Raw genomic sequence first — 24,132 nt, forward strand, 5'->3', positions numbered from 1 at the left:
CCCCATGGTCAAGCGGTTAAGACATCGCCCTTTCACGGCGGTAACCCGGGTTCGATTCCCGGTGGGGTCACCACCAATTAAATATGCGCTTGTGGCGGAACTGGCAGACGCACCAGATTTAGGTTCTGGCGGGCGACCGTGGGGGTTCGAGTCCCTCCAAGCGCACCATATTAGATCTATAGTTTTACTATAGGTCTTTTTTTTATTCATATATATTTATCTTTCTTTCTTTATTCATCATTATTATCCATTTTAATATAATTTTGAATTTATTTACTATCTTTACTTATTGCTTTCTATTTTCTTTGTTCGGCTAAAGGTGTGCTGAAGGGGAATTTTTTTAATGATATTATTTGATTGTAAGGACTTAAGTAATCCTTACCACTCCAATTTTTTACTATTTTTAGAGGTGATTGATGAGATTTCGAATTCTGTTAAGCGATAAAGACTATCTTACATCGTTTGTTGATATGACTAGTAAGATAGACAAAAACCTTCTTATTGACTTAGATTTTAATGGTTTACTTTTTGATGATGAGCTGTTAATCACTGATATTAATCTTGAAACGTTATCTCATCAGTATCCTTCTTTAAATACTCAGGCTGTGTGTGTTCTTTCCCCTATAATAGGTGAGGAAAATCTTTTTAAAGGACCGTTTAAACTTTTTAAGTTTCAGCCTTTTGATGACATAATATCTAAAATTAAAATTTGCGGTTTTAGTTATTTTGGAGGTAACAGCTATGACATCTCAAAGAATCATAAAATCGCATTTATTTTTGATATAGACGTTTATTCTTCTGATTTTATTGAACAGTTTGCGAAGCAAATAGTTTATAAGTACGGATTAAATGTGTTGATTTTTCCACTTCAGTATTTGTCTTCGATTAGCCATTTTGAAAACAAAGGATTTACTGATTCTTATATTTTTAAGAAACTTGTTTATTTAATTAATAAACATGAAAGAATTCCAATTGAATCTTTTTTTTCTTTAGACAATTTGGGATTTTATTATTTTAAGAGCTCTTTGGCTTTGAATCCTATAGCGAAAATGGATGATACTTCTTTTGAAATGTTAATTAAGTATATATATGGACATTTCTTTGATGTTATTTGTTTTGATATTGGACGTTGTCTTAATGAACGTAATGTTAAATTACTTCAACAGATGGACAAAGTTATTTTACTTAGCAGGAATTGTAAATCTGATGAATCATTTTCAAGCATTATCTCAGAGTTAGGTGTAAATAATGTTTCTTATATTAACTATGATTCTGATGGAACTGCTTTAGAAATTACTGTTAGTGAGTTGATCGATTCAGTTTTAAACTCATAATTGCACGGAATACTTTTACTTGATATTCTAGTATATTTTATATTGATAGGAATTATTTATGGAAATGGTTTCAAATTATAGTATGAAGGAAGTTGTAAATAAACATTCAAGGGTTATTGAGTTAATTACAAACAATTTAAAAGGCATAATTTCTAATTCTGACGACACTTTAAATGAAGAACGACTTCTTGAGTTAGTTGAAAATACAGTGTTTGAAAGTAGATATATTTCTTTAATTGATTATGATGAGATTACCGATGTAATTAGGGCGATATTTTTAAGAGTTTCAAGTAAATATAGCATTTTATCCAACTATATTGAAGATCCCTTTATTAATGAAATTATGGTAAATGGATATAATCGTATTTTTGTCGAGAAGAATAAAAAAATTACTGAAGTAGATAATTCATTCTACTCCGATGATGAGTTAGAAGGATTAATAAGGATGTTTGCATCTGATATTCACCGCGAGATTAATGAAGCAAATCCAATTGTTGATGCACGACTTGAGAATGGATACAGAGTAAATGGAGTATTAAAAAATGTTGCTCTAAATGGTCCAATTTTAACTATTAGGAAGTTTGCAAATGATGAAATTACACTTGATGATCTTGTAAACAATGATTCTATGCCTCGAGAATGCTCGGATTTCTTAACTAAGCTTGTTGCAGCAAAATACAATATCTTTATAAGTGGTGGGACGTCTTCAGGTAAAACAACTTTTTTGAATGCTTTATCATCAGCAATTAATTCGGATGAACGTGTGATTATCATTGAGGATTCTGCTGAGCTTAAGGTTAGCCAGATAAAAAATATTGTTCATATGGAATGTCGAAATGCTAATTCTGTTGGGAAAGGAATGGTAAGCATGGAAATGCTGATTAAGACTAGTCTTCGAATGCGACCAGACAGGATTATTGTTGGTGAAGTAAGAGGTCGGGAGGTTATTGATATGATACAAGCTATGTCAACTGGTCATGATGGCAGTATGTCAACAGGACACGGGAATTCTATAAAAGGGATGTTAAATCGTCTTGAGACAATGTATCTCATGGACACTCATATTCCAATTTATTCGATTAAAAGCCAGATTGCAAATGCTATAGATATATTTGTTCATCTGCGTAGAGATAGTGATGGAAAACGACGTCTTGTTGAAGTTGCGGAGATGGTAGGATTTGATGGCGAAGATTATAAATTAAATTATATTTATTATACGAATCCTGACGGAAAACTAATGGAAACGGGAAATAATTTAACTAATTGTGAGAAATTAATGCAAAACTTGCATGAGGAAGGTGTGTAAGTGAGTTGAGAAATGGATTTCTGGTTAATGGAGAGTCTGTAATAGACGTTAAAAAGCGTACCCCAATTAAGTCTTTGGAGCCGAAGGATGATCATACTATTGATAGTGAACATCTTGTTAATTCTGAAATCAGATATGATAAGTATATGGTAGATAAAAGAGAAAAACAGCTCATATTTGCCGGTACACTTGTAGTCGGTACAGCTTTATCTGTACTTATGTATCACAATATTTTTTTCAGTTTAGTGCTTTTATTATTTTATATTAAAATTCAAGAAATATATGCTGAATATATGCTAGCTAGAAGGAAGCGGGCACTTGCTGAGCAATTTAAGGACTTCCTATTTATTTTATCTACATCAATTGGTACAGGTAGAGGAATGCGTGATGCAATTGGTGAAGCTATACCTGGGATAGTTGGAATTTATGGTGAAAATGCTATTTTAAGTAGGGAGTTAAAGAATATGCATAAGCGCATGAGCATTGGTAATGAAGAAGATGTGACAGTTCTAAATGATTTTGCTAAGCGTTCAGCATCGGAAGATATAGTTGATTTTATGATTATTTATTCAACTTGCAAGACGACAGGCGCTAGTCTTGTTGATGCATTAAATAAAGCAGCCAGTGTTATTATAGATAAGATGACTATAGAGAATGAGATTAGAACTATGGCGAATAGAAAGAAGAATGAGAGTATTATTCTTTTTGCTATGCCGTTTATTGTAGTACTGTTTCTAAATTTATTTTCTCCTGAATATATCGCACCTCTTTATGAGAGCTATATTGGCAGAGTTATTATGACGATGGTTGTTGCTGCTGACATTTTTATATATTCAGTTATGCAGAAAATTACTAATGTTGAAATATAGGAAGGTGAGAAGTCCGTGAAAATTAATCTTGGAGATATATTTGATCGTGAACTTAAGAAACAACTAGTTCAGATTTCAATTATTTCATTCATTTTTTTAGTAATTATTCTGATTAAACCCCATATGAGTGGCAAGTACATAGTCAATGATAAAGGAAATGTTGTTGGTATAATGCAACGAGGAACAGAAAAATTTGCTGAATACAACTTGATTGCTAATGTGCAGCGAGATAACAAAAGCATATCACAAGATGTAAGTCTCAGAAAAAATGTGGATGAAAAAAATGGAAAAGAGAATCATAAATCCTCACATGATATTGAAGCAGAAATGAGTGCAAGCCTAGGAATTGCAGTAAGCAGACTAGAGGAATCACGTAGTAAAAAGATTATTTTGCCATCAAAGCTCGATGATGGCAGCGTTGTCACTTGGAGTAAAAGTGGAAAATCTAATAGAGGCTGGATGATGGTTGTCATTATGTATGTACTAATCGGAATCGCAATGATTTTGGACAAACACGATAAACTTAGAAAAGCGGACATGGATATGCGCAAACAGATTTTGAAAGCGCTTCCGAGATTTACAAATCAGTTGTTATTAATGATGAGCTCTGGCGTTATTTTAAGCGATGCCTTTCATAAGATTTGCTATGGGTACTCTATGATGCAGATTGAGCATCAAGGTGAACTAGAACGTAATATAATTGCCATGACGGAGTCAGCAGAGCTAACTAATCAAAGTATACCATTACTGTTCTCTGAATTGGCAAAGAAGTATTCTGTAAAGGAGCTAATGCGAATATCAACTGTTTTGCGGGAGAATGAAAAAAGAGGGAGCAATATTCAGGAAAAGCTAGAACGTGAGAGTGCATTTCTTTGGGATATTAGAAAAGTTATTGCAAGGGAACAAGGGAAACTGATAGATACTAAAATGACTTATCCGCTAGGATTACTTCTAGTTTTGTTAATTATAATAACCATGGCACCAGCAATGATGTCCATGTAGTGCTTAGTAATATAATACTTAAGGAGGTGATTGAAATGTAAGGGTTAATATTATAGAGTTGAACGTATTTTATGCAATTAGATGTAAGTGTGTATGTGTAAATGTGTGTGTGGATTATTGCCTATTTAAGTGTGTGATGATAGGTGTCTTCAGTGACAAAGGAGGAAAGATATGAAAAACATAAAAAAACTATTTAAATCTAAAGCAGGTATGGAGCTTGTTCAAGTAGCTATTCTAATCGCTATTGCTATTGCGCTCGGGATTATCTTCAAAACAGAGATTACATCTTTTGTAAACAAAACATTCAAAGCACTTAATGCGAGTAAATTTTAAATCCTGCGCGCAGAATTTAGTTATGCCTTTTTCTAATAAACGAGGGGAACAGATGGTAGAAGCGAGCATTGTTCTGCCAATCATAATACTGGTAATAATGCTATTAATTAGACTTTGCACATTTTATCTAGAATGCTTAATTACTCAGACTAATATGCATCGCAAGATGTTATCAAAATGGGACAGCACTAGATCCCCCGTGATTAAAACACTTAATGATTCTAGAGATATTAACTATGCTAATTTAGGTTTGGCTGAAGGGCTGATTAGAAAAACTATAGAGGTAAAAGGATTTACGCTGTGTGAAGATAAGTTCGTGAGAGTTGGTGATACTGTTGAGGCAGCTGTTCAAGAGTAAACGCGGATCGGCGATTGTTATTATATCGTACGTATTCCTCGCTTTGATATCAATGATAATAATTGCAATTGGGATAGCGAGAAGCCGCACTGTTCAAAGTTGGTCAGAGGTGAGTGGAAAACTTTGGGGTAAAGCGATTCTGTCTGAATATGATAAATATTTACTACGTGATTACGGAATAATGGCATTTCAAAGCAATGATATAGATGTTGTAAAGAGGCTAAATATATATTCAAAATATTCCTTTGAGGATAAACTTCGCGTTAGCCTTGGAACACCAAGTGCAAACCTAGATCAGTACCGTATGTCAGATTTGAATAATTTTCGCAAAAGTATGCGCGACTCACTTATGTACGAAAGCACCAAGTCGGTGCTTGATGGCAGTAATCGAAATGTTCGTAGTGATGTTAAAAATCCAAATATTTCTATAGATGAATCTAAAAATGCTACTACTGAATCTAAAGATAAGAGTGTATACGGGAAAAGAATAATCGGAAACAAATACGTTATAGAAACTTTACCATCGAGAGGTGAAAAGAATAATTTCAACGTAAAAGGAATATCTGGAATGATAATTAATAACAATGCTGCGGATAAGTTAAGTTCCAAAGCTCTAGGAAAAGTTTCTGAAATGGCATTTATAGTTAATAATTTTAATAGCCACCTTAAGACTTGTAGCGATAAAGAGACATTTTTTGCTAATGAGTACGAGTATATTGTCAAAGGGTATTTAGACGATAATAAAAACTTCGAGAGCTGTAAAAAAAGCATTTTTTTGATTAGAAATGCACTAAATTTAGCTGCATTATCTAAAGATCATGAAAAGATGGAGTTAATAGCATCCGTATCAGAGATTATATCTCCAGGTCCAGGTGCAATAGTAGTTCAAGGCATAATAATGGAAAGCTGGGCAGCTCTTGAAGCTCGTGAAGATGTGAAAGCTTTACTAGATAACAAACGAATTCCTTTTATAAAAAAGAAAGGTGAGTGGAAGGTATCGCTAGAAAGTGTGCTGGGAGATGAAAAGTTTAGTGAAAAGATAGATGAGGAATCTAGAAAAATAATGAATGAGAATTCAGAACAACTGAAGGAAATGAGTAAGACTGAAAGCTTTGTTGAGAATGTGAATGGACAAAACTACGAAGAATATCTCTTGCTTATGATGTTAACAACCCCTAAAGATCTAAGAACGCGGAGAGTTATGGATCTAATTCAGATTAACATGAAATATCGATACTATGATGATTTTAATTTCGATGAATATAACTGTGGGGTAAGATTCAATTTAAAAATAAATGGTAAATCATATGAAATTGATGATTCGTACAAGTAAAGAAATCAATAATAAAAGGGGAAGTTATATCGTTGAGGCAACATTGATTCTGCCGATTTTCATGATTGCGATTATGGTTATGAGCTCTATAATATCTGCTTATAGCTGCATTGAAGATGCGAACTATATATCAGCTAATTATTTAAGAAGATCGGCAGCGGTTGCTTCAAAAGTTAATATTCATAAATTAGTTCCTAATCAAATTCATAACGAGCTAAACTCAAACCATTCTCAAATTGATGGGTTTGTAGTACATTCGACATCGTATAGGAAGCACATGTTCGGAATAGATGAAGTCATATCTATAGATGCAGATTTAAGATTAAATACTAAAAATCCAATTGGGTTTAAGACAGAAGCAAAGTACAGACTTAAGACAATAACTCGTGCATATGTTGGACGTGTGAGAGATGATACTCACATGACTGTTAATGAGCTTACAGGGGAGGGTGATAGACCTGCCTTCATTTTTCCTAAACGTGGAGAGAAGTATCATAATCAAGGATGCACATACATGCACTCAAAGGTAACATCAACTACGTTAACCTCAAGTATTAGAAAGGAATATGATCCATGTCCAGTGTGTAAGAGTAAAAGGGCGAAGGTTGGAGCTCGTGTATATTACTATCCTATTCAAGGTGAATGCTACCATATGGCAGGTTGCAGGGTTATGGAGAGGAATTACGTGGAGGTAACAAAGAAAATTGCAGAGAGGCGCGGATATACACCGTGTTCAAAATGTGGAGGTTAATTAAGTGGAGAAGGATATTAGGCAAAGTATTACTGACTATAAGATGCCAAGATATATATGTGAGATTTTATGCAATCATTATGCAAAAGCATTTCTGGACATGACAATTATATGCGAGAATGATACTTATATATTTTCATATGATAAAAAGAATAAGCGGCGCCTAGTATATCGTGAGCTTACAGAGATTGATAAGCTGCAACTAGTGCTAACTCTCATCATGATTAATGATAATAATTGTCAGATGCTTATTGGAGCAGAGAGATATCTGATAGAACCTGAACTTATTTATTCAGTTAGAAATAGGACAGACTATAATAGTATAGGTATATTGTTTTATCCAGATACGACAATGACACCATTTAATATTAAGCTCATAAGGTTTATGGATAAAATTGGAACTAAAAACAAGAAGAAGGCTATTAATTGTTTTGAATTAATAAAAGATGAGTTAGCAAAAAATGAAATATACAGAGCAAAGAGTATTGCAGAAAAGAATCTTAATAGATTTTTAAATGAGAAAGTAGTGTAGATTAAGTCTGAAGAGAAGAGGGGGCCTAGCTTTATAAGCAAAGTTAGTTACTGTGATTAAATTAATGGTACATATATTATTTTGCTATTGGCTTCATATTAATTTTGGAAAAAAAATATAAATTTTTTCTTATAGCTTGACTTAGATACAAATAATATGGTATTTTATCAATAGTTAAAAGACTCTAACTCAAGAGTCTTTTTTAAAAAAATGAGTTAGATATATTTAACTGATTTGTGAGTGGTCGCAAAACAGTGTGCATAAGCAATTATATCGTGAATATCATCTCAGGGGTATAGGATGTTAGAGGATAAAGTTATTCAGTTTTGTGCACCAACTCTGGCACGAATTAAAATAGGCAGCATGTTCGGTTATAGCTACTGTTCACAGGAGAAATTCAAGGTTGAACTTGCGATAATTAACAATAAACTAAATCGTAAAGGGGTTGTTGTAGTAGTACTACATGACAATGGCAAAAGAGCTCTCCTATATGTATTTAGACCAGATATGTTATTTATGCGCTTATCAGAGTGCTGTGTAAGTAAATTGATGCACAATTTTGGATATGAAAGCTGCGATGTGACAGGGGCTTTGCAAAGACTTATTTATAGGATTTCGATTTGTGGGAGTTTCCCTCACGAAGTGGGTATATTTTTAGGTTATCCTGTGGATGACGTCGCTGGTTTCATTGATCATTGTGGAAATAATTGTAAGGCTTGTGGGCAGTGGAAAGTTTACGGCGATGTTGAGTATGCCAAGAATCTTTTTGCAAAATATAAGCGATGCGAAAAAATTTATATGAAGAGGTTCAAAATAGACGGTGATATTGCAAAATTAACCGTTTGTGCATAGCTGGGAGGATAGATTATGAGTATTGTCATAGTAGGCGGAAATGAGTGTATGGAATGTCAATATAAGGAGATTTGTAAAAAACACGGATGCAAAGCCAAGGTATTCACTAAGGAACGCGGAAATGTAGGGAAGAAGATGGGCTGTCCAGATTTGCTCGTGATGTTTACAAATACCGTATCACATAAGATGATGAACACCGCTGTTGCAGAGGCAAAGCGTAAAAATGTTGAGGTTGCTTGGGTTCACTCAAGCAGTGCATCTGCTCTTAAGACTTTGTTAGCTCAGTATGTGTAATTTAGGAATATTGCGATAATATGAAAAATGAGGATCTATAATTAAGGATGGATTCTTATTTTTGATTGTAAAATTATAGAAGGATATATAACGAAAATACTTATCATGTGCACTGTTTCAACCATTCGAAGGCCTATGAAATGTTGACTTTGTTTATTGCTCATGTTAAACTATTGAGGTTCTTTAAGAACTATAAATGTAACATATGTGGAGGGGATTATGCACACCGCATTAATGGTTGTTTTACTCATCACTAGTGTGATTCTTATCCTTAGCATCTTGCTTCAATCAAGCAAGAGTGATGGACTTTCCGGCTCAATTGCGGGAGGTGCAGAACAGCTTTTTGGAAAGAAGAAGAGCAATGGTTATGATGCAATACTCGCAAGAATTACGACAGTTGTATCAGCTATTTATATCATTGTAGCATTAGTCATCGTAGCAATTTTCAACTAGTATTTATACAAAAATACAGTAAATTAACAGATTGTTTATGTTGATATACAGAGGTTTGGGATTAAGCCTCTGTATATCTTTAATATATTTTTATTTTATTATTTAGGAATTTGAGATTTTTCTCACATTTCAAGGAGGTTTATTATGGCGATTAAGTGGATGGTTCCTGCTGCGGCATTAATCGGTCTGCTTGTAGCTTTCGCACTTGCTTCGTGGGTAGGTAAGGCGCCGGAAGGTACAGACAGAATGAAGGAAATATCCGGCTACATCAGGGAAGGCGCATTTGCATTTCTGAAGAGAGAATATAAGACGATGGTAATCGTAATCGTTGCATTGTTCATTCTCATTGGATTTGCAATTAATTGGACATCTGCGGTTCTCTATGTTTGTGGTGCTCTGCTTTCTGTACTTGCAGGATTCTTTGGTATGAATGTTGCTACAAAAGGTAATGTAAGAACAGCCAATGCTGCTATGGAATCTGGTATGCCACGAGCTCTCAAAATTGCATTCAGAAGTGGTGCGGTAATGGGGCTTTGTGTTGCAGGACTAGGACTTTTAGGGCTAGGTGTCGTTGTAGTTGTTCTTGATTTAGCAACTATAATGCAGTGCATTACGAGCTTTGGATTAGGAGCTTCATCGATGGCTCTATTTGGGCGTGTAGGTGGAGGTATTTACACTAAAGCAGCCGACGTTGGTGCAGACCTTGTAGGTAAGGTAGAAGCAGGTATTCCGGAGGACGATCCAAGAAACCCTGCTGTTATTGCGGACAATGTTGGAGATAATGTAGGTGACGTTGCTGGAATGGGATCTGACCTATTTGAATCATACGTTGGATCTATTATTTCTGCTGTAACTCTAGCTGCCGTTGCTGTTGATGCTTCTGGTGTTACTGGAACTTTTACAGAGGCAACTGCTGCAATATTCCCACTACTTATTTCTGCTGTTGGTATCATCGCATCTGTTATTGGCGTAATGTGTGTAAGGGGAAGTGCAAATGTTAACCCTGCTAAATCATTAAATGTTGGAACTTATGTGAGCAGTGCAATTGTAATTATCGGCTCACTTGTATTAAGTAACAAGCTTTTAGGATCTCTTACTTACGCATATGCGATTATCGCGGGTCTTTTGGTCGGTGTTATTATAGGAGCTATCACAGAGGTCTATACTTCAGATTCATATAGATTTGTTAAGAAGATCGCTGAACAGTCGCAGACCGGCTCGGCTACCACAATCATTAGTGGGTTTGGTGTTGGAATGAGCTCAACTTTCTGGCCAATTATCTTTATCTGTGTAGGAATTATAGTTGCGTACAACTTTGCAGGACTATACGGCATTGCTCTAGCTGCTGTAGGCATGTTATCTACAACAGGTATGACAGTTGCTGTAGATGCTTATGGACCAGTTTCTGACAATGCTGGTGGTATTGCTGAAATGTCAGAGCTACCTGAAAGCGTAAGAGAGATTACTGATACTCTCGATTCTGTTGGTAATACAACGGCTGCTATTGGTAAAGGATTCGCCATTGGATCAGCAGCACTTACAGCACTCGCACTATTTGCATCATTTGCTGTTTCGGCGAAATTAAACCAGATTAGTTTACTTAACCCACTGGTAATCGTCGGTCTTTTCATCGGAGCCATGCTTCCGTTCTTGTTCTCAGCTATGACCATGAATTCGGTTGGAAAAGCTGCTAATGAGATGATTGAAGAGGTAAGACGTCAGTTCCGTGAGAATAAGGGCATTATGGAGGGTAATGCAAAGCCAGACTATGCTAGATGTGTTCACATCTCAACAGGTGCTGCTCTTCATGAGATGATTGCCCCTGGTCTACTAGCTATCGTTGCACCTTTGCTGATTGGTTTGTTGCTTGGAACAGAAGCTCTCGGTGGAATGCTTGCTGGTTCACTTGCATCAGGAGTTCTTTTAGCAATCATGATGGCTAACGCAGGTGGTGCATGGGACAACGCAAAGAAATATGTTGAGAGTGGAGCATATGGCGGAAAGGGAAGTGAGACTCACAAGGCTACAGTTGTTGGTGACACAGTAGGTGACCCATTCAAGGATACATCTGGTCCATCAATCAATATACTTATTAAGCTTATGACTATCGTTTCTCTTGTATTCGCACCTGTGTTCGTTCATTTTGGTGGAATTCTCTTTTAAGGGATAATAGGTGTCAATATTAAATATAAGGACATGTACTAACGTGCATGTCCTTTTTTAGTGTAAATACTTAATTTTGTACGAAATGAGATTTCGTGTCTTGTTGAATAAATTAACAAAAAATGATAAAATATTTGGGTATATTTTTAAGACAGCATGCTTACAAGGAGGGCTTAAGTTATGCATAGTAGATTAGAAGAAATACGTGAAAATGGGCTTTTGCGTATTGCAAATGCTGAAAGTGTTGAAACTTTACAAGACGTTCGTAGAGAGCTTACGGGGAAAAAAGGGGCGTTAACTGACGTACTCAAGAATCTTGGGAAACTTGAACCAGAGATGAGAAAATCAGTTGGAATGAAGGCAAATGAAATTAAGAATTTCTTTGCAGAAAAGATTAGTGAGAGAGAAGAAGAACTCGTCGCATCAAAATCAGCTGTAGATGAGAAAATAGATCTTACTTTACCTGGCACACCTATAAAGAGCGGTGCGCTTCATCCAATCACCCAGATGTGCTACGATCTTAACGATGCCTTTCTCTCCTTGGGCTTTGAGATCTTTAGCGAGAATGATATTAGTAGTGAGAAGTATGCTTTTGATAACTTGAATTTTCCGGCGGATCACCCTGCAAGACAGATGATGGACACATACTGGATTGAAGGTACGGAGAACAAGAGCGGAACAGATAGACTTTGTCTTAGACCTCATCTAACTGGAGCTTCAGTTAGACGCTTGCTTGAAGTTGGCGCACCAACTAGATTTGTTTACCCTGGTCGTGTATATAGAAATGAAAATACAGATGCTAGACATGAAAGGGCTTTTTTCCAGTATGAGGCCCTGATTGTAGATAAAGACTTATCTTTCTCATCAGGAAAGGTAATGATAGAGACTATTCTTGAAAAGGTATTTGGCAGGAAGATAAATGTTCGCATGCGCGAAGGCTTCTTCCCGTTTACTGAACCTGGATATGAAATCGATATGGAATGCCTCGTATGCGGTGGCAAGGGCTGCAGAGTGTGTAATCAGAATGGATGGATTGAAGTTATGCCAGGTGGTGTTATCCATCCAAATGTTCTTAGGGCTGCTAACCTCGACCCTGATGTGTGGACTGGTTTCTACACCAACATTGGTCTAGATAGACTTGTTATGATGCGCTACGGAGTAGATGATGTTAGACTTTTCCATAGTGCTGACCTTAGATTCTTAGAGCAGTTCAAGTAGGAGGGCATTATGAAAGTATCACTAAATTGGGTAAAAAAATATATAGACATACCTGAGGAATTGACGAATTCTCAAATTGCATACGATTTAACCATGAGAACTGTAGAGGTTGAAGATGTTGTTGATACTGCTGAAAAGTTCCATGACATTGTCGTGGGAAAGATTACTGCAGTAAATGCTCATCCTAATGCAGATAAACTCAGAGTTTGCATGGTAGATATAGGTGAATCCGAGGATGTACAGATTGTATGTGGCGGGTCAAATTTGTACGAGGGCGAAAAGGTTGTTGTATCTAAGCCCGGTGCAGAGGTTTACTGGCATGGTGAAAGTGAGCTCATGAAGATCAAGGAGACGAAGATGCGCGGAGTAGCTTCGTATGGCATGATTTGCGGATCAGAGGAGGTTTATCTTGAAGATCTATATCCTGCAGATGATCCTACTGTAATTGTTGACCTCGGAGACATTGATGCAACTCCTGGACAGAACATAGCAGATGTTATTGGTATGAACGATACTATTCTTGAGATTGATAATAAATCGCTTACCAATAGACCTGATTTATGGGGTCACTATGGGATTGCAAGGGAACTAGCTGCAATTTACAAACTCCCTTTGAAACCTCTTGATGAATTTGTTGTACCGGAAGGACTACGGGAATACGAGGTTGAAATAGACTGTACTGAAAAATGCTATAGATATGCCTGCCTAGAGATTAGAAACTTATCTGTAAAAGATTCGCCTCTATGGATGAAAACCGCTATTATAAACGGTGGTATGAGACCAATCAATGCTATTGTCGATATAACTAACTACATAATGCTCAGTGTCGGACAGCCAACACATGCATTTGATAGAACTCACGTTACAGGTGAGAAGATTGTTGTTAGAAACGCTAAGTCTGATGAGAAACTGGAACTTCTCGATGGAGAAAATATTGATCTTACTCCTGAAGACCTGGTAATTTGTGATGTTGAAGGACCTATTGCGCTAGCAGGAATCAGAGGTGGCAAGAAGGACTCTATACTTGATGATACAGTTGATGTTGTGCTTGAAGTGGCAAACTTTACAGCAGGGGCAATCAGAAATACAGGAAAACGTTTTGATGAGAAGACAGATGCTTCAATTAGGTATGAGAAAGGAATCGATACACAGAGGGTAGATCAGGGACTTGCTCTCGGGATTAAGCTATTTAAGGAAATATTCCCTGAGGCTAAATACACCGCCTTTAAGGATGTAAATCCAATAGAAACAAAGAGGGCTGAAGTTGATGTGACAAAAGCTTTCCTTGATACTAGACTTGGAAAAGTCCTGGATGATAACGAAATATCAGATACTTTGGGACGTTTAGGCTTTGATGTTGAATTCAAAAATGGCGTATTTCATACCGTGGCACCTACATGGCGTTCAACAGGCGATATCTCGATGAGAGACGATGTACTTGGTGAGATTGCAAGGTTGGTTGGTTATGAAAATTTTGAAGCAAAGCCACTACCTGTTAACTTTGAAAATGCAGTTCATCAAATTGAAATGGATCTGAACAGGCATCTCAGAGAGCATCTAGCCTTTAGATGTGGTTTCAACGAGATATTTACTTATCCTTGGATTGATGAGAAGTATATAAAAGCCGCAAAGATTGATATGGCAAAGGGAGTTAGACTAGCGACACCTCCTGCTCCAGAGCTAGCAACTTTGAGACAGTCATTAGTACCTGGTGCTCTTGAAGCTGTTGTAAAGAACCTTAGGTATTACGATGAATTTAAGATTTTCGAGGTTGCTGAAGTATTTGAAAAGGGTGAATTCCACCCGTCATCAGAAGATGAAACACTACCAATCCACAAGCTGATGCTCACAGGTGCAGTAGTTGGCAAGGATGCAAAATCTTTATTCTTTGATGCGAAGGGCGTAGTGGAGTCACTGCCAAGATACTGCCATATGAATGGATATCAGTTTAAGCAAATCGAGAAACCATCATGGGCCGATTCGGAAGTATACCTTAATATCATTAATGATGAGAAAGAGGTCATAGGATCGCTTGGCCTGGTTTCAGTTGCTACACTCTCTGATGTAGGTGTAAAGAAAGCTAGTGCTGCTGTATTTGAGCTAGATGTTAAGAAGCTGGTTCCATTTACATCAAGAACTAATGAATTTGAACATTTGCCACAATTCCCGCTTGTAGAGGAAGATTTATCGCTTTTAGCAGATGAAGATGTCAAATGGGAAGATGTATATGAAGCAATCAAATATATGGCTAAGGAGGTTAGCTTCATAGAAGAATACAGAGGATCTCAAATCCCAGAAGGCAAGAAGTCCATCATGATTCGTATCAAGCTTGGAAATGATGATAGTACTATGACCGCTAAGCAGATTGAGAAGAAGACTAAGAATATCTTAAATGTACTTGCCAAGAAGACTGGCGTTATTCTCAGAGAAGAGTAATCAGGTGATGATTACGAACTTGACATGCGGTTTAAATTAAAAAGGTCACTGCTTCGCTGCAGTGACCTTTTGTCATAAATAATTGATTTATTTTCATTGCTGGAAAAGTATTGGACGAACTCATATATTTGTAATATTAATATGTATTTAGGTTATAAGTATCATCTAAAACTAATCTGCAGAACGTATCAGGAGAACCTTGCCATTATGTACTGAAATATGAGCCTGATTAAGAATAATCTCATTTGAAATACAAAGTGTCGATGCTCGAGATATTGAGGCGTTATCGAGGTTATATTTAGCTCCGGTGATTGAAATACCATCAGCAGCTGAATCTAATGATACAAGCGAAAAGAATCTGTAGTTAGAAATTGGTGTGAGAATCGTTGTACTACATGATTCACCATCAAGCAGCTGCATAGAATTTTTTTCATCCATGAATTCGAGATGATCGAGTTTGCCAAGATATTTTTCAAGTAGACCTACATTACCAAATGTATGATCTAGCCTACCGCCTATTCCACCATACACTGTTATGTCTCTAATACCCAGTTCGATTGCGTGATTTATAGCAGCTTCAGTATCAGTGAAATCCTTCTCAGACGGTAGTGTGATATAAAGGCAATCAAGGCGGTTGCTATTAATAGTGGAATCGAAATCCCCGATTACGCAGTCTGGCATTATGCCATATGTCTTCGCTATATCTACACCGCCATCTGCACATATAATGTAGTCGCTAATACTAGAGATAGCATTTAAATGTGATACATCTATCTTCTCAACAAATGATAGGATAATTAAAGCTGTATTATACATAGTGTCACCTTGTCCTTAAATCTTGAATTACTACTTTTAGTATATTACAATTAGAGACGATTCTAAACTAGAAAGTGAGTTATAATGACTGAAAATAATAATCATTACATTGTTCAAGAGGACCTAGGTGAGATTAGATACCTGTCAATAATGCATATGAAGGATACTATGATTCAATATATCTTAGGGATCGTTTTATTTTACATATTTATGGATTTGGTGCCTGCCGTCTTAGGTTTCTTTGTGCCTAGATCATACTTCAAGGTTGTTACAGGTGATATTGATCCCAAACTTCTAGCACAATTGCCAGATATTGCGTTTTCATCTTTTATATATGTAGCTGCGCTCGGAGGCGTCCTTATGCTTGGGCGTTCATTCTATATATTGCGATACCTAAGAAATAATCAAATCGACTACCCATCAATTCTCGATGGAGTTAGATTTTTCTTTAGTGCCACGCTCATTTATATAATCCAGATGACTACGATATCAATACTAGTAATGTTTTTGATAGTGCCAGGAGTGATTGCGTTTTACATGTTTAGGCAGGCATTCAATGTATTAGCTGAGGATCCATCGAAAAGTGCAATGAGCTGCCTAGCAGAAAGTAGGAGATTGATGGCTGGAAATAAGTTTCGATTATTCCAGCTAGACATGACATATATCCCGTTCATAATATTTTCCAGCCTACCACTAGTACTGTTTTCGTATATGGGAATGCCTGATGTGGGGAACTATACGAAATTAGTTGCAATTTTCATTACATTCATACTTAAACTCCCTATATATCATGCAATGGGGAATCTATTCTTTGGAGAGACGGTATTTTATGAACTGATGGTTGCAAAGGGCTTTAGTAATTTTATTTATAAGGGAGAAGCTGTTTTTCGAGCAGGTGCAAGAGCTAAGTACTTTAAGAAATAAATGAATTGATTCGATAATAAAATTTAAAACTAAGACTGAAATATCAGCTTATGAATAAAGCGGGGAACCTCATATTGAGAATCCCCGCTATTTACATGTGTTATTTTGTAAAAAACATGTTGCTACAAATGTTAATTATGGATTACCAGGCTGACCTTGGTTGTTTCCTTGATTATTACCCTGATTACCTTGGTTGCCTTGATTGCCCTGATTACCTTGGTTATTGCCTTGGTTACCCTGGTTGTTACCTTGGTTATTGGAATTATTATTGCTACTCTGAGGTTGATTAGTTTGTTCCTGTTCTTCCTCGATAATCTCAGTTTCTTCAGATTCTTCGTCAGGTTTATTGCCTAATCCGCCTTCTGTTCCCTTGGTGAAATATTCTCCGTTCTTATGTACAACATTAGAAGGGGCTGGCTTGTAGGAGCCTTTTCTAATATTAGGAACATTACGCATAATCCTCGACCACAGGCTTGCGGCAGAAACTGATGAAGAGGTTAGAGGTATATTCACATCGGTACCAATCCATAGTGAAGCTGCGTATTTTGGTGTGATTCCATCAAACCATATATCGTAGTTACTGCTTGTGGTACCTGTTTTACCACCAACTTCAACACCAGAGATAGCTGCATTTGATCCTGTACCACCATTTACAACTGACTTAAGCATTGTAACCATGATGTAAGCAACACCTTCATCTAGAACCTTATGCTTTTTCTTTTCAGTTGTAAGAATTGTATGACCATCTCTATCAACAACTTTTGTAAAGACTCTGTTCTCTACACGAACACCACCGTTAGGGAAGGTAGCATATGCCTCCGCCATCTCGTAAGGTGAAACGCCTTTTGACAGACCGCCGAGAGCAAGTGCAGCAGGATTCATATCACCATTTGCTGATTTGTTGAGTGTACTAATTCCATATTTTTCAACCATACTAGCAGAATAATCTGCACCAATCTGCTCATATAATTTTACAGCAACAACGTTTGTCGAAGTCTGCATACCCTTACGCATAGTCATAGGCCCAGAGTATCTATTGTTTGAATTCTTAGGCCAAATTCTGCCGTTTATCTTAATTGGTTCATCGATAATAATCGACGCGGCAGTTAGATAGTCACCGTAATTATCTGTTCCTTGCTTATCGTTACCTGGGTCGACAAGTGGATACTTCTGACCTTGTTCCGCATACTCATAACTTCTCTGGAGTGCCGCACTGTATACTGCGAGAGGTTTTATTGAAGAACCGGGCTGTCTAGGGTTAATAGCGCGATTATATAGTTGTTTTCCAGTAACACCACGACCACCGACCATAGCCTTTACTTTTCCGGTACCAACTTCCGTGATTACCATAGCTCCTTGTGGCTGAATAACTTTATCCTGAAGTATGTATAGCTTGTCAGTGAAAGCTGGATTTCCATCAACAGTAGTGACAAGTTTGCTGTTATTCTTTATAAACTTAGCACTGATCACAAGATTGCCAGATTTATCCATGGACTTGCTATTGCTTGGAATGTTGATATATCCACCTGGAACTATATATAAGCTACTATTTTCTATTACGTATGAAGGCTTTAGCTCAAGGCTATAATCAGTACCATTAGCCGTTGAAGTCTTGTAAATATTTAGTCGCTTGTTCTTGTAGAGTGTGATTGAACCATCGGCGTTATTCTTATACTCACCATCCTGAAGTACAAATTTGTCGTCTTGAATCATATTATCGTATGCATAGAGCGTAATAGAACCTTTATCACTTACGATATTTCCTGAACTGTCTTTTTTAAGTCCAGTTAGTGAAGGGAAGTAGCTACCTTCATTAAATCCATCTTCAACAGCTTTCTGAGCCTTGGAATCCATGGTCGAGTATATCTTTAGACCACCATTGTAAACCATGTCATGAGCACTCTTGTAGTCTAGCTTGTACTTCTTCATAAGAGCTTTGATTACCTGGTTCACAGTATAATCAGTGAAATAAGAAGAGCTTGCATCGCTTTCCGAGCTCAATGAAGGTTTTAGGAAATCTACAAGATTAGCAGATTTATTATCCTCGTATTGGGCTTTTGTGATATACCCCTGGTCGTACATAAGCTTAAGTGCAATCTGACGACGTGATTTTGAAATATCGTTCGCAATATATGTCTTGCCACCAACCTTAATAGGAGTTGAAGTTTCTCTCGATGCTAGTGGAGAATCTGCATTTTGAACGAGTGAATAAGTATCTGGGGACTGTGGCATAGCAGCGAGTGCGGCACTTTCCTTTATGGAAAGTTCGCTTACACTCTTTGAAAAATAAGTCTTTGAAGCATTTTCAATACCGTAATTGCCATATCCAAAGTAAATGCTGTTTACATATGCCGCAAAAATCTCTTTTTTAGTCAGAGTTTTCTCAATTTTAGCAGCGTAATACATCTCTAGAATTTTACGACGAACTGACCTCTGACTCTTGATATTTGGGAGATACACGTTCCTTGCTAACTGCTGAGTAAGTGTACTAGTACCACGAATGTTACCATGTCCAAAGGAGGAGACTATAGCGCCGGCCATTCTTGTCCAATTGAAACCATGATGCTTCCAGAAGGTCTTATCCTCAAGAGCTACAAAAGCATCAACTGTGTGTTTCGGGATATCTTTGTACTTAATGATAGTACGACTTTCTCCATTATTGACACTTCCAACACGCTTGCCAGTATCATCATAGATAATCGTATCTGTAGAGATTTGATCATAGATTTTTGTTGGATCAATCTTAGGTGCGAAAGCTATAACTGCAGCCGCATAGATTGTAAACATAAGTGTCATGGCTATGCCCATAACAATAAAATTGCGAATAGCGTATTTTTTGCTAAAAACACGGGCCTTATTCTTAATTTTTTTACCTGCTACCATAATATATTCGCCAGCTCCAGGGGTGTAATACGGATTCGGCTTAGTAAATACTCGTTTTATAAACTGAACAGGGTGCCTAAGATCTCTCTTTAGGTTAAAACGAATGTCTTCGTCACGTGTTTTTGCTTTCTGCTCTTGTTTTAAAAGTTTCTTTTCTTCTTTTGCTCTTTTTCGTATTGATTTATCGTGCTTTGCAGCTTCAGCTTCAGCTTTAGCAACTTGCTCATGAAAAGCAGCCTTACCATCTTCGCTAATAATACGTGCCTTGCTACTAAGCGAGGCTTCGTCAGCAGTGGTATTGTGTTTAGCAGAATGCTTTTCAAGATTGTTCTTAAGTCTGTTCTTTTTTGCTTCTGCATCAGCCTTAGCAACCTGCTCATGGAAGGAAAGACCTTTTTTTTCGCTTCCGTTAGCAGCAGCCTGTACACGCTTTTCTCGCTGTGCTTTTTCAAACTTCAATTGTGCTACATGATTTGCAACTATGCGCATTTCTTCAGAGGAAAGACGCTCGCCATTCTGTAGTCTCTTAATTAATTCTTTTATGTTTGTTGAATCGTTTCCCATAAATTGCCTCTTAAATAAAATATGACATATTATTCTACCATGAATCGCTTGAAAGATGAACATTTAGGACGATTTTAATGTGAAGATTGTATGTGCGTATTAGATGACCATTATCTGTATAAATTAAATATGTGCTGAAGGGAATTCCTGTGCGTGATAGCATCTGATAAATATATAAAAATTAATATAATAGACGCTTGTTAAGCGGTGGTGTTAAGTATGTTTAGAAGAAGAATTGTTGCTCTAAGCGTGTCTCTGGCGCTAGGTATTGTTGTTGCTGACATATTTATAAATAAGGGAAGTCCGGTTAAAGCTTTTTTGGTGACTGTATTATTTTTATTCTCTATTTATCGTATAGTTTGCATAAGAACAGCAATAGAACAGGGAATCACAAGAAAATATATAAGAAGTGATACTATTCTTTGCGCACTTATGTTCTGCGTCGGTTGCATGAATTATGCAATTCATGAACATGATATGAAACCAATGATGCCTAATAAACTATCAAATTATAATTATATTGAGGGACGAGTAATAGGTTATAAAGACAATGATAAAGGGCTTACGATTGATGTAAAAACCTATTCACTAGGTAAAGAAACTATTGTAAGATGTCAGAAATTGAAAGGCTTTATTAGAGAGAGAGGTGATGGGTTCAAAGCTAGAACAAATGCTGGCTATAGTAATAAAAAAATTAAATACAAAGACATGGATCATAAACTTGGAACGAAACTTTATGGAAAGCTGGTAAAGGTGCAGGGAATAATAAAAGTTCCGACAGTAGCTCGTAATCCGGGATGTTTTGATTATAGGCGATATCTTCTAACTAAGAAGATTACATACACCATGAAGGTAATAAATATAAGCGAAATTAAGGGTGTGAAAACAAGCAAACTCTGGATTATGAGGCATTCTTTAAATAATACCAAAGAAGAGTTTGCAAGAAATGTATCGGATGGGAGAAATAAAGCGTATGGATTTATAAAAGGTGTAACCTTTGGAGATACTGACGACATAGACGAAGATACGATCAATGAGTTTCGGGAAAATACTACGGCGCATGTACTTGCCGTTAGTGGATTACACGTTGGGGTAATATATGGGATGCTAAGGCTCATGGCGATGGGGCGCCATGGAGGAATCGTTGGGGTTCTGACGATGGTAGCAATGCTTGGATATGGTGAACTCACTACTTGGAATGTTTCGACTACAAGAGCAGTAATTCTTACATGTACCGCAATTTTGGGCTTTTATCTAAAGCACCCGTTCGATTTATTATCTTCATTGGCGCTATCTTTTATTATGCTACTGATATATAATCCGTTCTTGCTTTTCGGCGCTAGTTTTCAAATGTCGTTTCTTGCGGTGTGTGGGATTGCTTTTCTCACTGATCCACTTGGCAGATTAATTGGAAAAAGAGGAGGTTTTTTACTGGCGATTCAGCTCTCGATGATTCCTTATACGATTTTTACGTTTAATAAAATTAATCCAATAGGATTTCTGATAAATGTACCAATTGTTGCATTAATAGGTATGCTAGTGCCATTCTCTATATTCGGACTAGCTACGTACTCAATAATCGGTAAAGTAGGGATAATAATTAAAAGCGAGATATTTTATCTGACGGAAATCATAATTAGGCTCAATCACTTGCTTAATATGGGTGGTAAATTCTCATATTCCATTAGCTCTATGAAAATAGCGACAGTAATTGCAATCTATGCATTGCTATTCTACATATGTTCAGAGTTCAATATCGTTATGATACTACGAAAACGTTACTTAGTCGTATTGCAATCAGTGATACTCAGTTTATGTATGTCTATTACAATAGGCTCTGCGTACCGAAATATATTTTTGGATTATGAATTGGTATTTATTGATGTCGGACAGGGTGATGGGATACACATACGAACCGAAAATTATGATGTGCTTCTAGATGGTGGTGGAGAAAGGAAACGGAATATCGGGGAGAAGGTGCTAAAAGAGTACTTTTTGAAGAATGGCTGTAGCAATCTAGATATAAGCATATTTACCCACATGCACATGGATCACTGTAAAGGTGCCATGGAGTTAGGCGAAGTGTATCCTGTAAAACAGTATATGGTTCCATATCCATACAGATACCAAGTGAAGGGGAGGCATTTAAATTTAGTTAGATTTAAAGATAAGATAAGGCTTGCAAAAGGCGTTTGGATAGAAGCTATTTGGCCTATGGACGATAGGATAGCGACGAGTGAATCTGATGATAATGAATTAAACACCGTATACATACTGCACTATAAGGGCGTGAAGATAATGTTAACTGGGGACCTAGTTGAGGCAGATGAACTGGATATGATAGAATACTACAAATCTACTGACGTGTTAAAATGCGATATACTTAAAGTAGCACATCACGGAAGCAGATATAGCTCTAATGAAAAGTTTATAGATGCTGTAAATCCGAGAATTGCAATTATCCAAGTTGGTGAACATAATACATATGGACATCCTAATGCAGGAGTAATAGAGCGCTTTAAAAAGCGTGGGATTAGTGTCTATAGAAATGATAAAGAAGGAGCTATTGGTGCAGATATTAGTAATAACAAGATTAGAATCGATAGGATGATTAAGGATGTCATTTAAAGAGTTTAGTAAAGATATAAAGAGTGGCGTAATAGGTAGTAATATTTTTCTCTATGGCGAAGAGGGATTCCTTACTGACTGGGCTGTAAAGGGAATTGTAGAAAACAATTCGAGTGAGGCTGACAGAAAATACGTCGTAACAGATCTCGATGGAGCGACTGTAACAGCGCAGGAAATCGTTGAAACTGCAAATACAATGACCATGTTTGCCAGCACAAGAGTGTTGACGGTTAAAAATTATCAGCCATTAATAAAAAAGAGCGCCGTAACTGAAACTGCTCCGATTCTAGAGTATCTCAGCAACCCAAATCCATCGACGATTCTCTTATTTTATCTGGAGCCACTTGTGAGCCCTGGCAAGAGGGAGAAGTTAAATGCTTTTGCTAGCAAAGTATCTGGGTTATGCAGTACATATAATTTCGAGAGGCTTAATCCTGCGGAACTTAAATCATTTGTAAACAAGCGAATTCGCTCAGCTGGCAAGCTGATTGGTGCTCGCGATATGGATTATCTTGTAGATATCTCTGGCTATCTCAATAATGACAGTGAATATGATCTATACAGGATGGAATCAGACCTTACGAAGCTAGTCAATGCTTCTGATGAAGATAATGTATCAAAGCAGCTCATAGAAGAGATAATGATTGGTGATAAGGATAGATTCGTGTTTAACTTTATTGACTATTTACTAGCTGGCAAGAAGAGCATGGCTATGCAGCTTCTCATAAACACTATTTCTGCTGGTGAAAACTCAAAAGGTAAAGGAAATGTATTCTCGCTTGCATCTACATTAATAGGCCAGTTTGAGATTATGTATGATTCACTTGAACTAGACGATGAGGGCATGCCAATCAAAACTATGGCTAAGAACCTTGGAGTTAATGAGTATCGTCTCAAAAAGGCGTACGCTGCAGCTAGAAAAGTTGGTAAGTTTAAGATTAAGAAAGCCTTGATTGATTTATACGATACTGATAGATTGCTAAAGACAGGCGAGATGGATAAGAATACATCACTTGAACTATTTGTCTTTAACTGGTAGCTAATATAAAAGTACACAAAACTTACTGACAATAAACTAGATAA

Annotated in this window: 20 protein-coding genes and 1 tRNA gene; 19 read left to right on the plus strand and 2 right to left on the minus strand. The window is 36.8% G+C overall.

Annotated elements, in window-relative coordinates; translation table 11 throughout:
- Positions 1-85 precede the first annotated feature (85 nt).
- From Q7O90_RS00170 to pheT, 16 genes are all read left to right on the plus strand, one after another.
- Positions 86-168, plus strand: a tRNA-Leu gene (locus Q7O90_RS00170).
- Between the two features lie 248 nt (positions 169-416).
- Positions 417-1,334, plus strand: coding sequence for a hypothetical protein (locus Q7O90_RS00175; protein ID WP_304126144.1), 918 nt, complete (start codon positions 417-419; stop codon positions 1,332-1,334).
- Between the two features lie 58 nt (positions 1,335-1,392).
- A complete protein-coding gene (locus Q7O90_RS00180) occupies positions 1,393-2,640 on the plus strand; it encodes a CpaF family protein (RefSeq protein WP_304126145.1) in 1,248 nt (415 codons plus the stop codon).
- A 5-nt stretch (positions 2,641-2,645) separates the two neighbouring features.
- Positions 2,646-3,509, plus strand: coding sequence for a type II secretion system F family protein (locus Q7O90_RS00185; RefSeq protein ID WP_304126146.1), 864 nt, complete (start codon positions 2,646-2,648; stop codon positions 3,507-3,509).
- A 15-nt stretch (positions 3,510-3,524) separates the two neighbouring features.
- The gene (locus Q7O90_RS00190) at positions 3,525-4,511 is read left to right on the plus strand and encodes a type II secretion system F family protein (RefSeq protein WP_304126147.1); all 987 of its coding nucleotides are present in this window, start codon (positions 3,525-3,527) and stop codon (positions 4,509-4,511) included.
- 171 nt (positions 4,512-4,682) lie between these two features.
- On the plus strand, positions 4,683-4,844 hold the full coding sequence (locus Q7O90_RS00195; RefSeq protein ID WP_094234132.1) for a Flp1 family type IVb pilin: 162 nt from the start codon (positions 4,683-4,685) through the stop codon (positions 4,842-4,844).
- Between the two features lie 52 nt (positions 4,845-4,896).
- Entirely contained in the window at positions 4,897-5,202 is a 306-nt protein-coding gene (locus tag Q7O90_RS00200; RefSeq protein WP_304126148.1) for a hypothetical protein, read from the plus strand.
- Complete coding sequence (locus Q7O90_RS00205) at positions 5,171-6,535, plus strand: DUF5702 domain-containing protein (protein WP_304126149.1); 1,365 nt, start codon at positions 5,171-5,173, stop codon at positions 6,533-6,535. The genes Q7O90_RS00200 and Q7O90_RS00205 overlap by 32 nt, the downstream gene beginning before the upstream one ends.
- A complete protein-coding gene (locus Q7O90_RS00210) occupies positions 6,510-7,286 on the plus strand; it encodes a hypothetical protein (protein WP_304126150.1) in 777 nt (258 codons plus the stop codon). The genes Q7O90_RS00205 and Q7O90_RS00210 overlap by 26 nt, the downstream gene beginning before the upstream one ends.
- A 4-nt stretch (positions 7,287-7,290) precedes the next feature.
- The gene (locus tag Q7O90_RS00215) at positions 7,291-7,818 is read left to right on the plus strand and encodes a hypothetical protein (protein ID WP_106056675.1); all 528 of its coding nucleotides are present in this window, start codon (positions 7,291-7,293) and stop codon (positions 7,816-7,818) included.
- A gap of 300 nt (positions 7,819-8,118) precedes the next feature.
- Positions 8,119-8,670, plus strand: a complete 552-nt coding sequence (locus tag Q7O90_RS00220; protein ID WP_304126152.1) for a DUF3793 family protein — start codon at positions 8,119-8,121, stop codon at positions 8,668-8,670.
- Between the two features lie 15 nt (positions 8,671-8,685).
- Positions 8,686-8,964: a DUF2325 domain-containing protein gene (locus Q7O90_RS00225; protein ID WP_094234138.1), complete on the plus strand. Its 279-nt coding sequence runs from the start codon at positions 8,686-8,688 to the stop codon at positions 8,962-8,964.
- 219 nt (positions 8,965-9,183) lie between these two features.
- A complete protein-coding gene (gene secG / locus Q7O90_RS00230; protein WP_106056679.1) occupies positions 9,184-9,417 on the plus strand; it encodes a preprotein translocase subunit SecG in 234 nt (77 codons plus the stop codon).
- Positions 9,418-9,561: 144 nt separating this feature from the next.
- Positions 9,562-11,580, plus strand: a complete 2,019-nt coding sequence (locus tag Q7O90_RS00235; protein WP_304126153.1) for a sodium-translocating pyrophosphatase — start codon at positions 9,562-9,564, stop codon at positions 11,578-11,580.
- A gap of 180 nt (positions 11,581-11,760) precedes the next feature.
- Positions 11,761-12,798, plus strand: a complete 1,038-nt coding sequence (gene pheS / locus Q7O90_RS00240; RefSeq protein WP_304126154.1) for a phenylalanine--tRNA ligase subunit alpha — start codon at positions 11,761-11,763, stop codon at positions 12,796-12,798.
- Positions 12,799-12,807: 9 nt separating this feature from the next.
- On the plus strand, positions 12,808-15,234 hold the full coding sequence (gene pheT, locus Q7O90_RS00245; RefSeq protein ID WP_304126155.1) for a phenylalanine--tRNA ligase subunit beta: 2,427 nt from the start codon (positions 12,808-12,810) through the stop codon (positions 15,232-15,234).
- A 171-nt stretch (positions 15,235-15,405) separates the two neighbouring features.
- Here pheT and Q7O90_RS00250 read toward each other — a convergent pair whose 3' ends face one another.
- On the minus strand, positions 15,406-16,050 hold the full coding sequence (locus Q7O90_RS00250) for a thiamine diphosphokinase (RefSeq protein ID WP_304126156.1): 645 nt from the start codon (positions 16,048-16,050) through the stop codon (positions 15,406-15,408).
- Between the two features lie 84 nt (positions 16,051-16,134).
- Between Q7O90_RS00250 and Q7O90_RS00255 the strand changes: the two genes are divergently transcribed.
- Entirely contained in the window at positions 16,135-16,974 is an 840-nt protein-coding gene (locus Q7O90_RS00255) for a DUF975 family protein (RefSeq protein ID WP_304126157.1), read from the plus strand.
- 135 nt (positions 16,975-17,109) lie between these two features.
- On the opposite strand, the gene Q7O90_RS00260 is transcribed toward Q7O90_RS00255, so the two are convergent.
- Entirely contained in the window at positions 17,110-20,421 is a 3,312-nt protein-coding gene (locus tag Q7O90_RS00260; protein WP_304126158.1) for a transglycosylase domain-containing protein, read from the minus strand.
- 219 nt (positions 20,422-20,640) lie between these two features.
- On the opposite strand from Q7O90_RS00260, the gene Q7O90_RS00265 reads away from it, so the two are divergent.
- Positions 20,641-23,049: a DNA internalization-related competence protein ComEC/Rec2 gene (locus Q7O90_RS00265; RefSeq protein ID WP_304126160.1), complete on the plus strand. Its 2,409-nt coding sequence runs from the start codon at positions 20,641-20,643 to the stop codon at positions 23,047-23,049.
- Entirely contained in the window at positions 23,039-24,088 is a 1,050-nt protein-coding gene (gene holA / locus Q7O90_RS00270; protein WP_304126161.1) for a DNA polymerase III subunit delta, read from the plus strand. The genes Q7O90_RS00265 and holA overlap by 11 nt, the downstream gene beginning before the upstream one ends.
- Positions 24,089-24,132: the final 44 nt, after the last annotated feature.

The sequence above is a fragment of the Mogibacterium diversum genome, assembly GCF_938028775.1.
GTDB classification, from domain to species: Bacteria; Bacillota; Clostridia; order Peptostreptococcales; family Anaerovoracaceae; genus Mogibacterium; species Mogibacterium diversum_A.

Excerpts from the sequence above, each read along its gene's own strand:
- Q7O90_RS00175 (WP_304126144.1), top strand. The coding sequence starts at position 417 with ATGAGATTTCGAATTCTGTTAAGCGATAAAGACTATCTTACATCGTTT.
- Q7O90_RS00225 (WP_094234138.1), top strand. The coding sequence starts at position 8,686 with ATGAGTATTGTCATAGTAGGCGGAAATGAGTGTATGGAATGTCAATAT.
- Q7O90_RS00250 (WP_304126156.1), bottom strand. The coding sequence starts at position 16,050 with ATGTATAATACAGCTTTAATTATCCTATCATTTGTTGAGAAGATAGAT.
- Q7O90_RS00235 (WP_304126153.1), top strand. The coding sequence starts at position 9,562 with ATGGCGATTAAGTGGATGGTTCCTGCTGCGGCATTAATCGGTCTGCTT.
- Q7O90_RS00200 (WP_304126148.1), top strand. The coding sequence starts at position 4,897 with ATGGTAGAAGCGAGCATTGTTCTGCCAATCATAATACTGGTAATAATG.
- secG (WP_106056679.1), top strand. The coding sequence starts at position 9,184 with ATGCACACCGCATTAATGGTTGTTTTACTCATCACTAGTGTGATTCTT.
- Q7O90_RS00220 (WP_304126152.1), top strand. The coding sequence starts at position 8,119 with ATGTTAGAGGATAAAGTTATTCAGTTTTGTGCACCAACTCTGGCACGA.
- Q7O90_RS00260 (WP_304126158.1), bottom strand. The coding sequence starts at position 20,421 with ATGGGAAACGATTCAACAAACATAAAAGAATTAATTAAGAGACTACAG.
- pheS (WP_304126154.1), top strand. The coding sequence starts at position 11,761 with ATGCATAGTAGATTAGAAGAAATACGTGAAAATGGGCTTTTGCGTATT.
- holA (WP_304126161.1), top strand. The coding sequence starts at position 23,039 with ATGTCATTTAAAGAGTTTAGTAAAGATATAAAGAGTGGCGTAATAGGT.
- Q7O90_RS00180 (WP_304126145.1), top strand. The coding sequence starts at position 1,393 with ATGGAAATGGTTTCAAATTATAGTATGAAGGAAGTTGTAAATAAACAT.
- Q7O90_RS00255 (WP_304126157.1), top strand. The coding sequence starts at position 16,135 with ATGACTGAAAATAATAATCATTACATTGTTCAAGAGGACCTAGGTGAG.
- pheT (WP_304126155.1), top strand. The coding sequence starts at position 12,808 with ATGAAAGTATCACTAAATTGGGTAAAAAAATATATAGACATACCTGAG.
- Q7O90_RS00210 (WP_304126150.1), top strand. The coding sequence starts at position 6,510 with ATGAAATTGATGATTCGTACAAGTAAAGAAATCAATAATAAAAGGGGA.
- Q7O90_RS00265 (WP_304126160.1), top strand. The coding sequence starts at position 20,641 with ATGTTTAGAAGAAGAATTGTTGCTCTAAGCGTGTCTCTGGCGCTAGGT.
- Q7O90_RS00195 (WP_094234132.1), top strand. The coding sequence starts at position 4,683 with ATGAAAAACATAAAAAAACTATTTAAATCTAAAGCAGGTATGGAGCTT.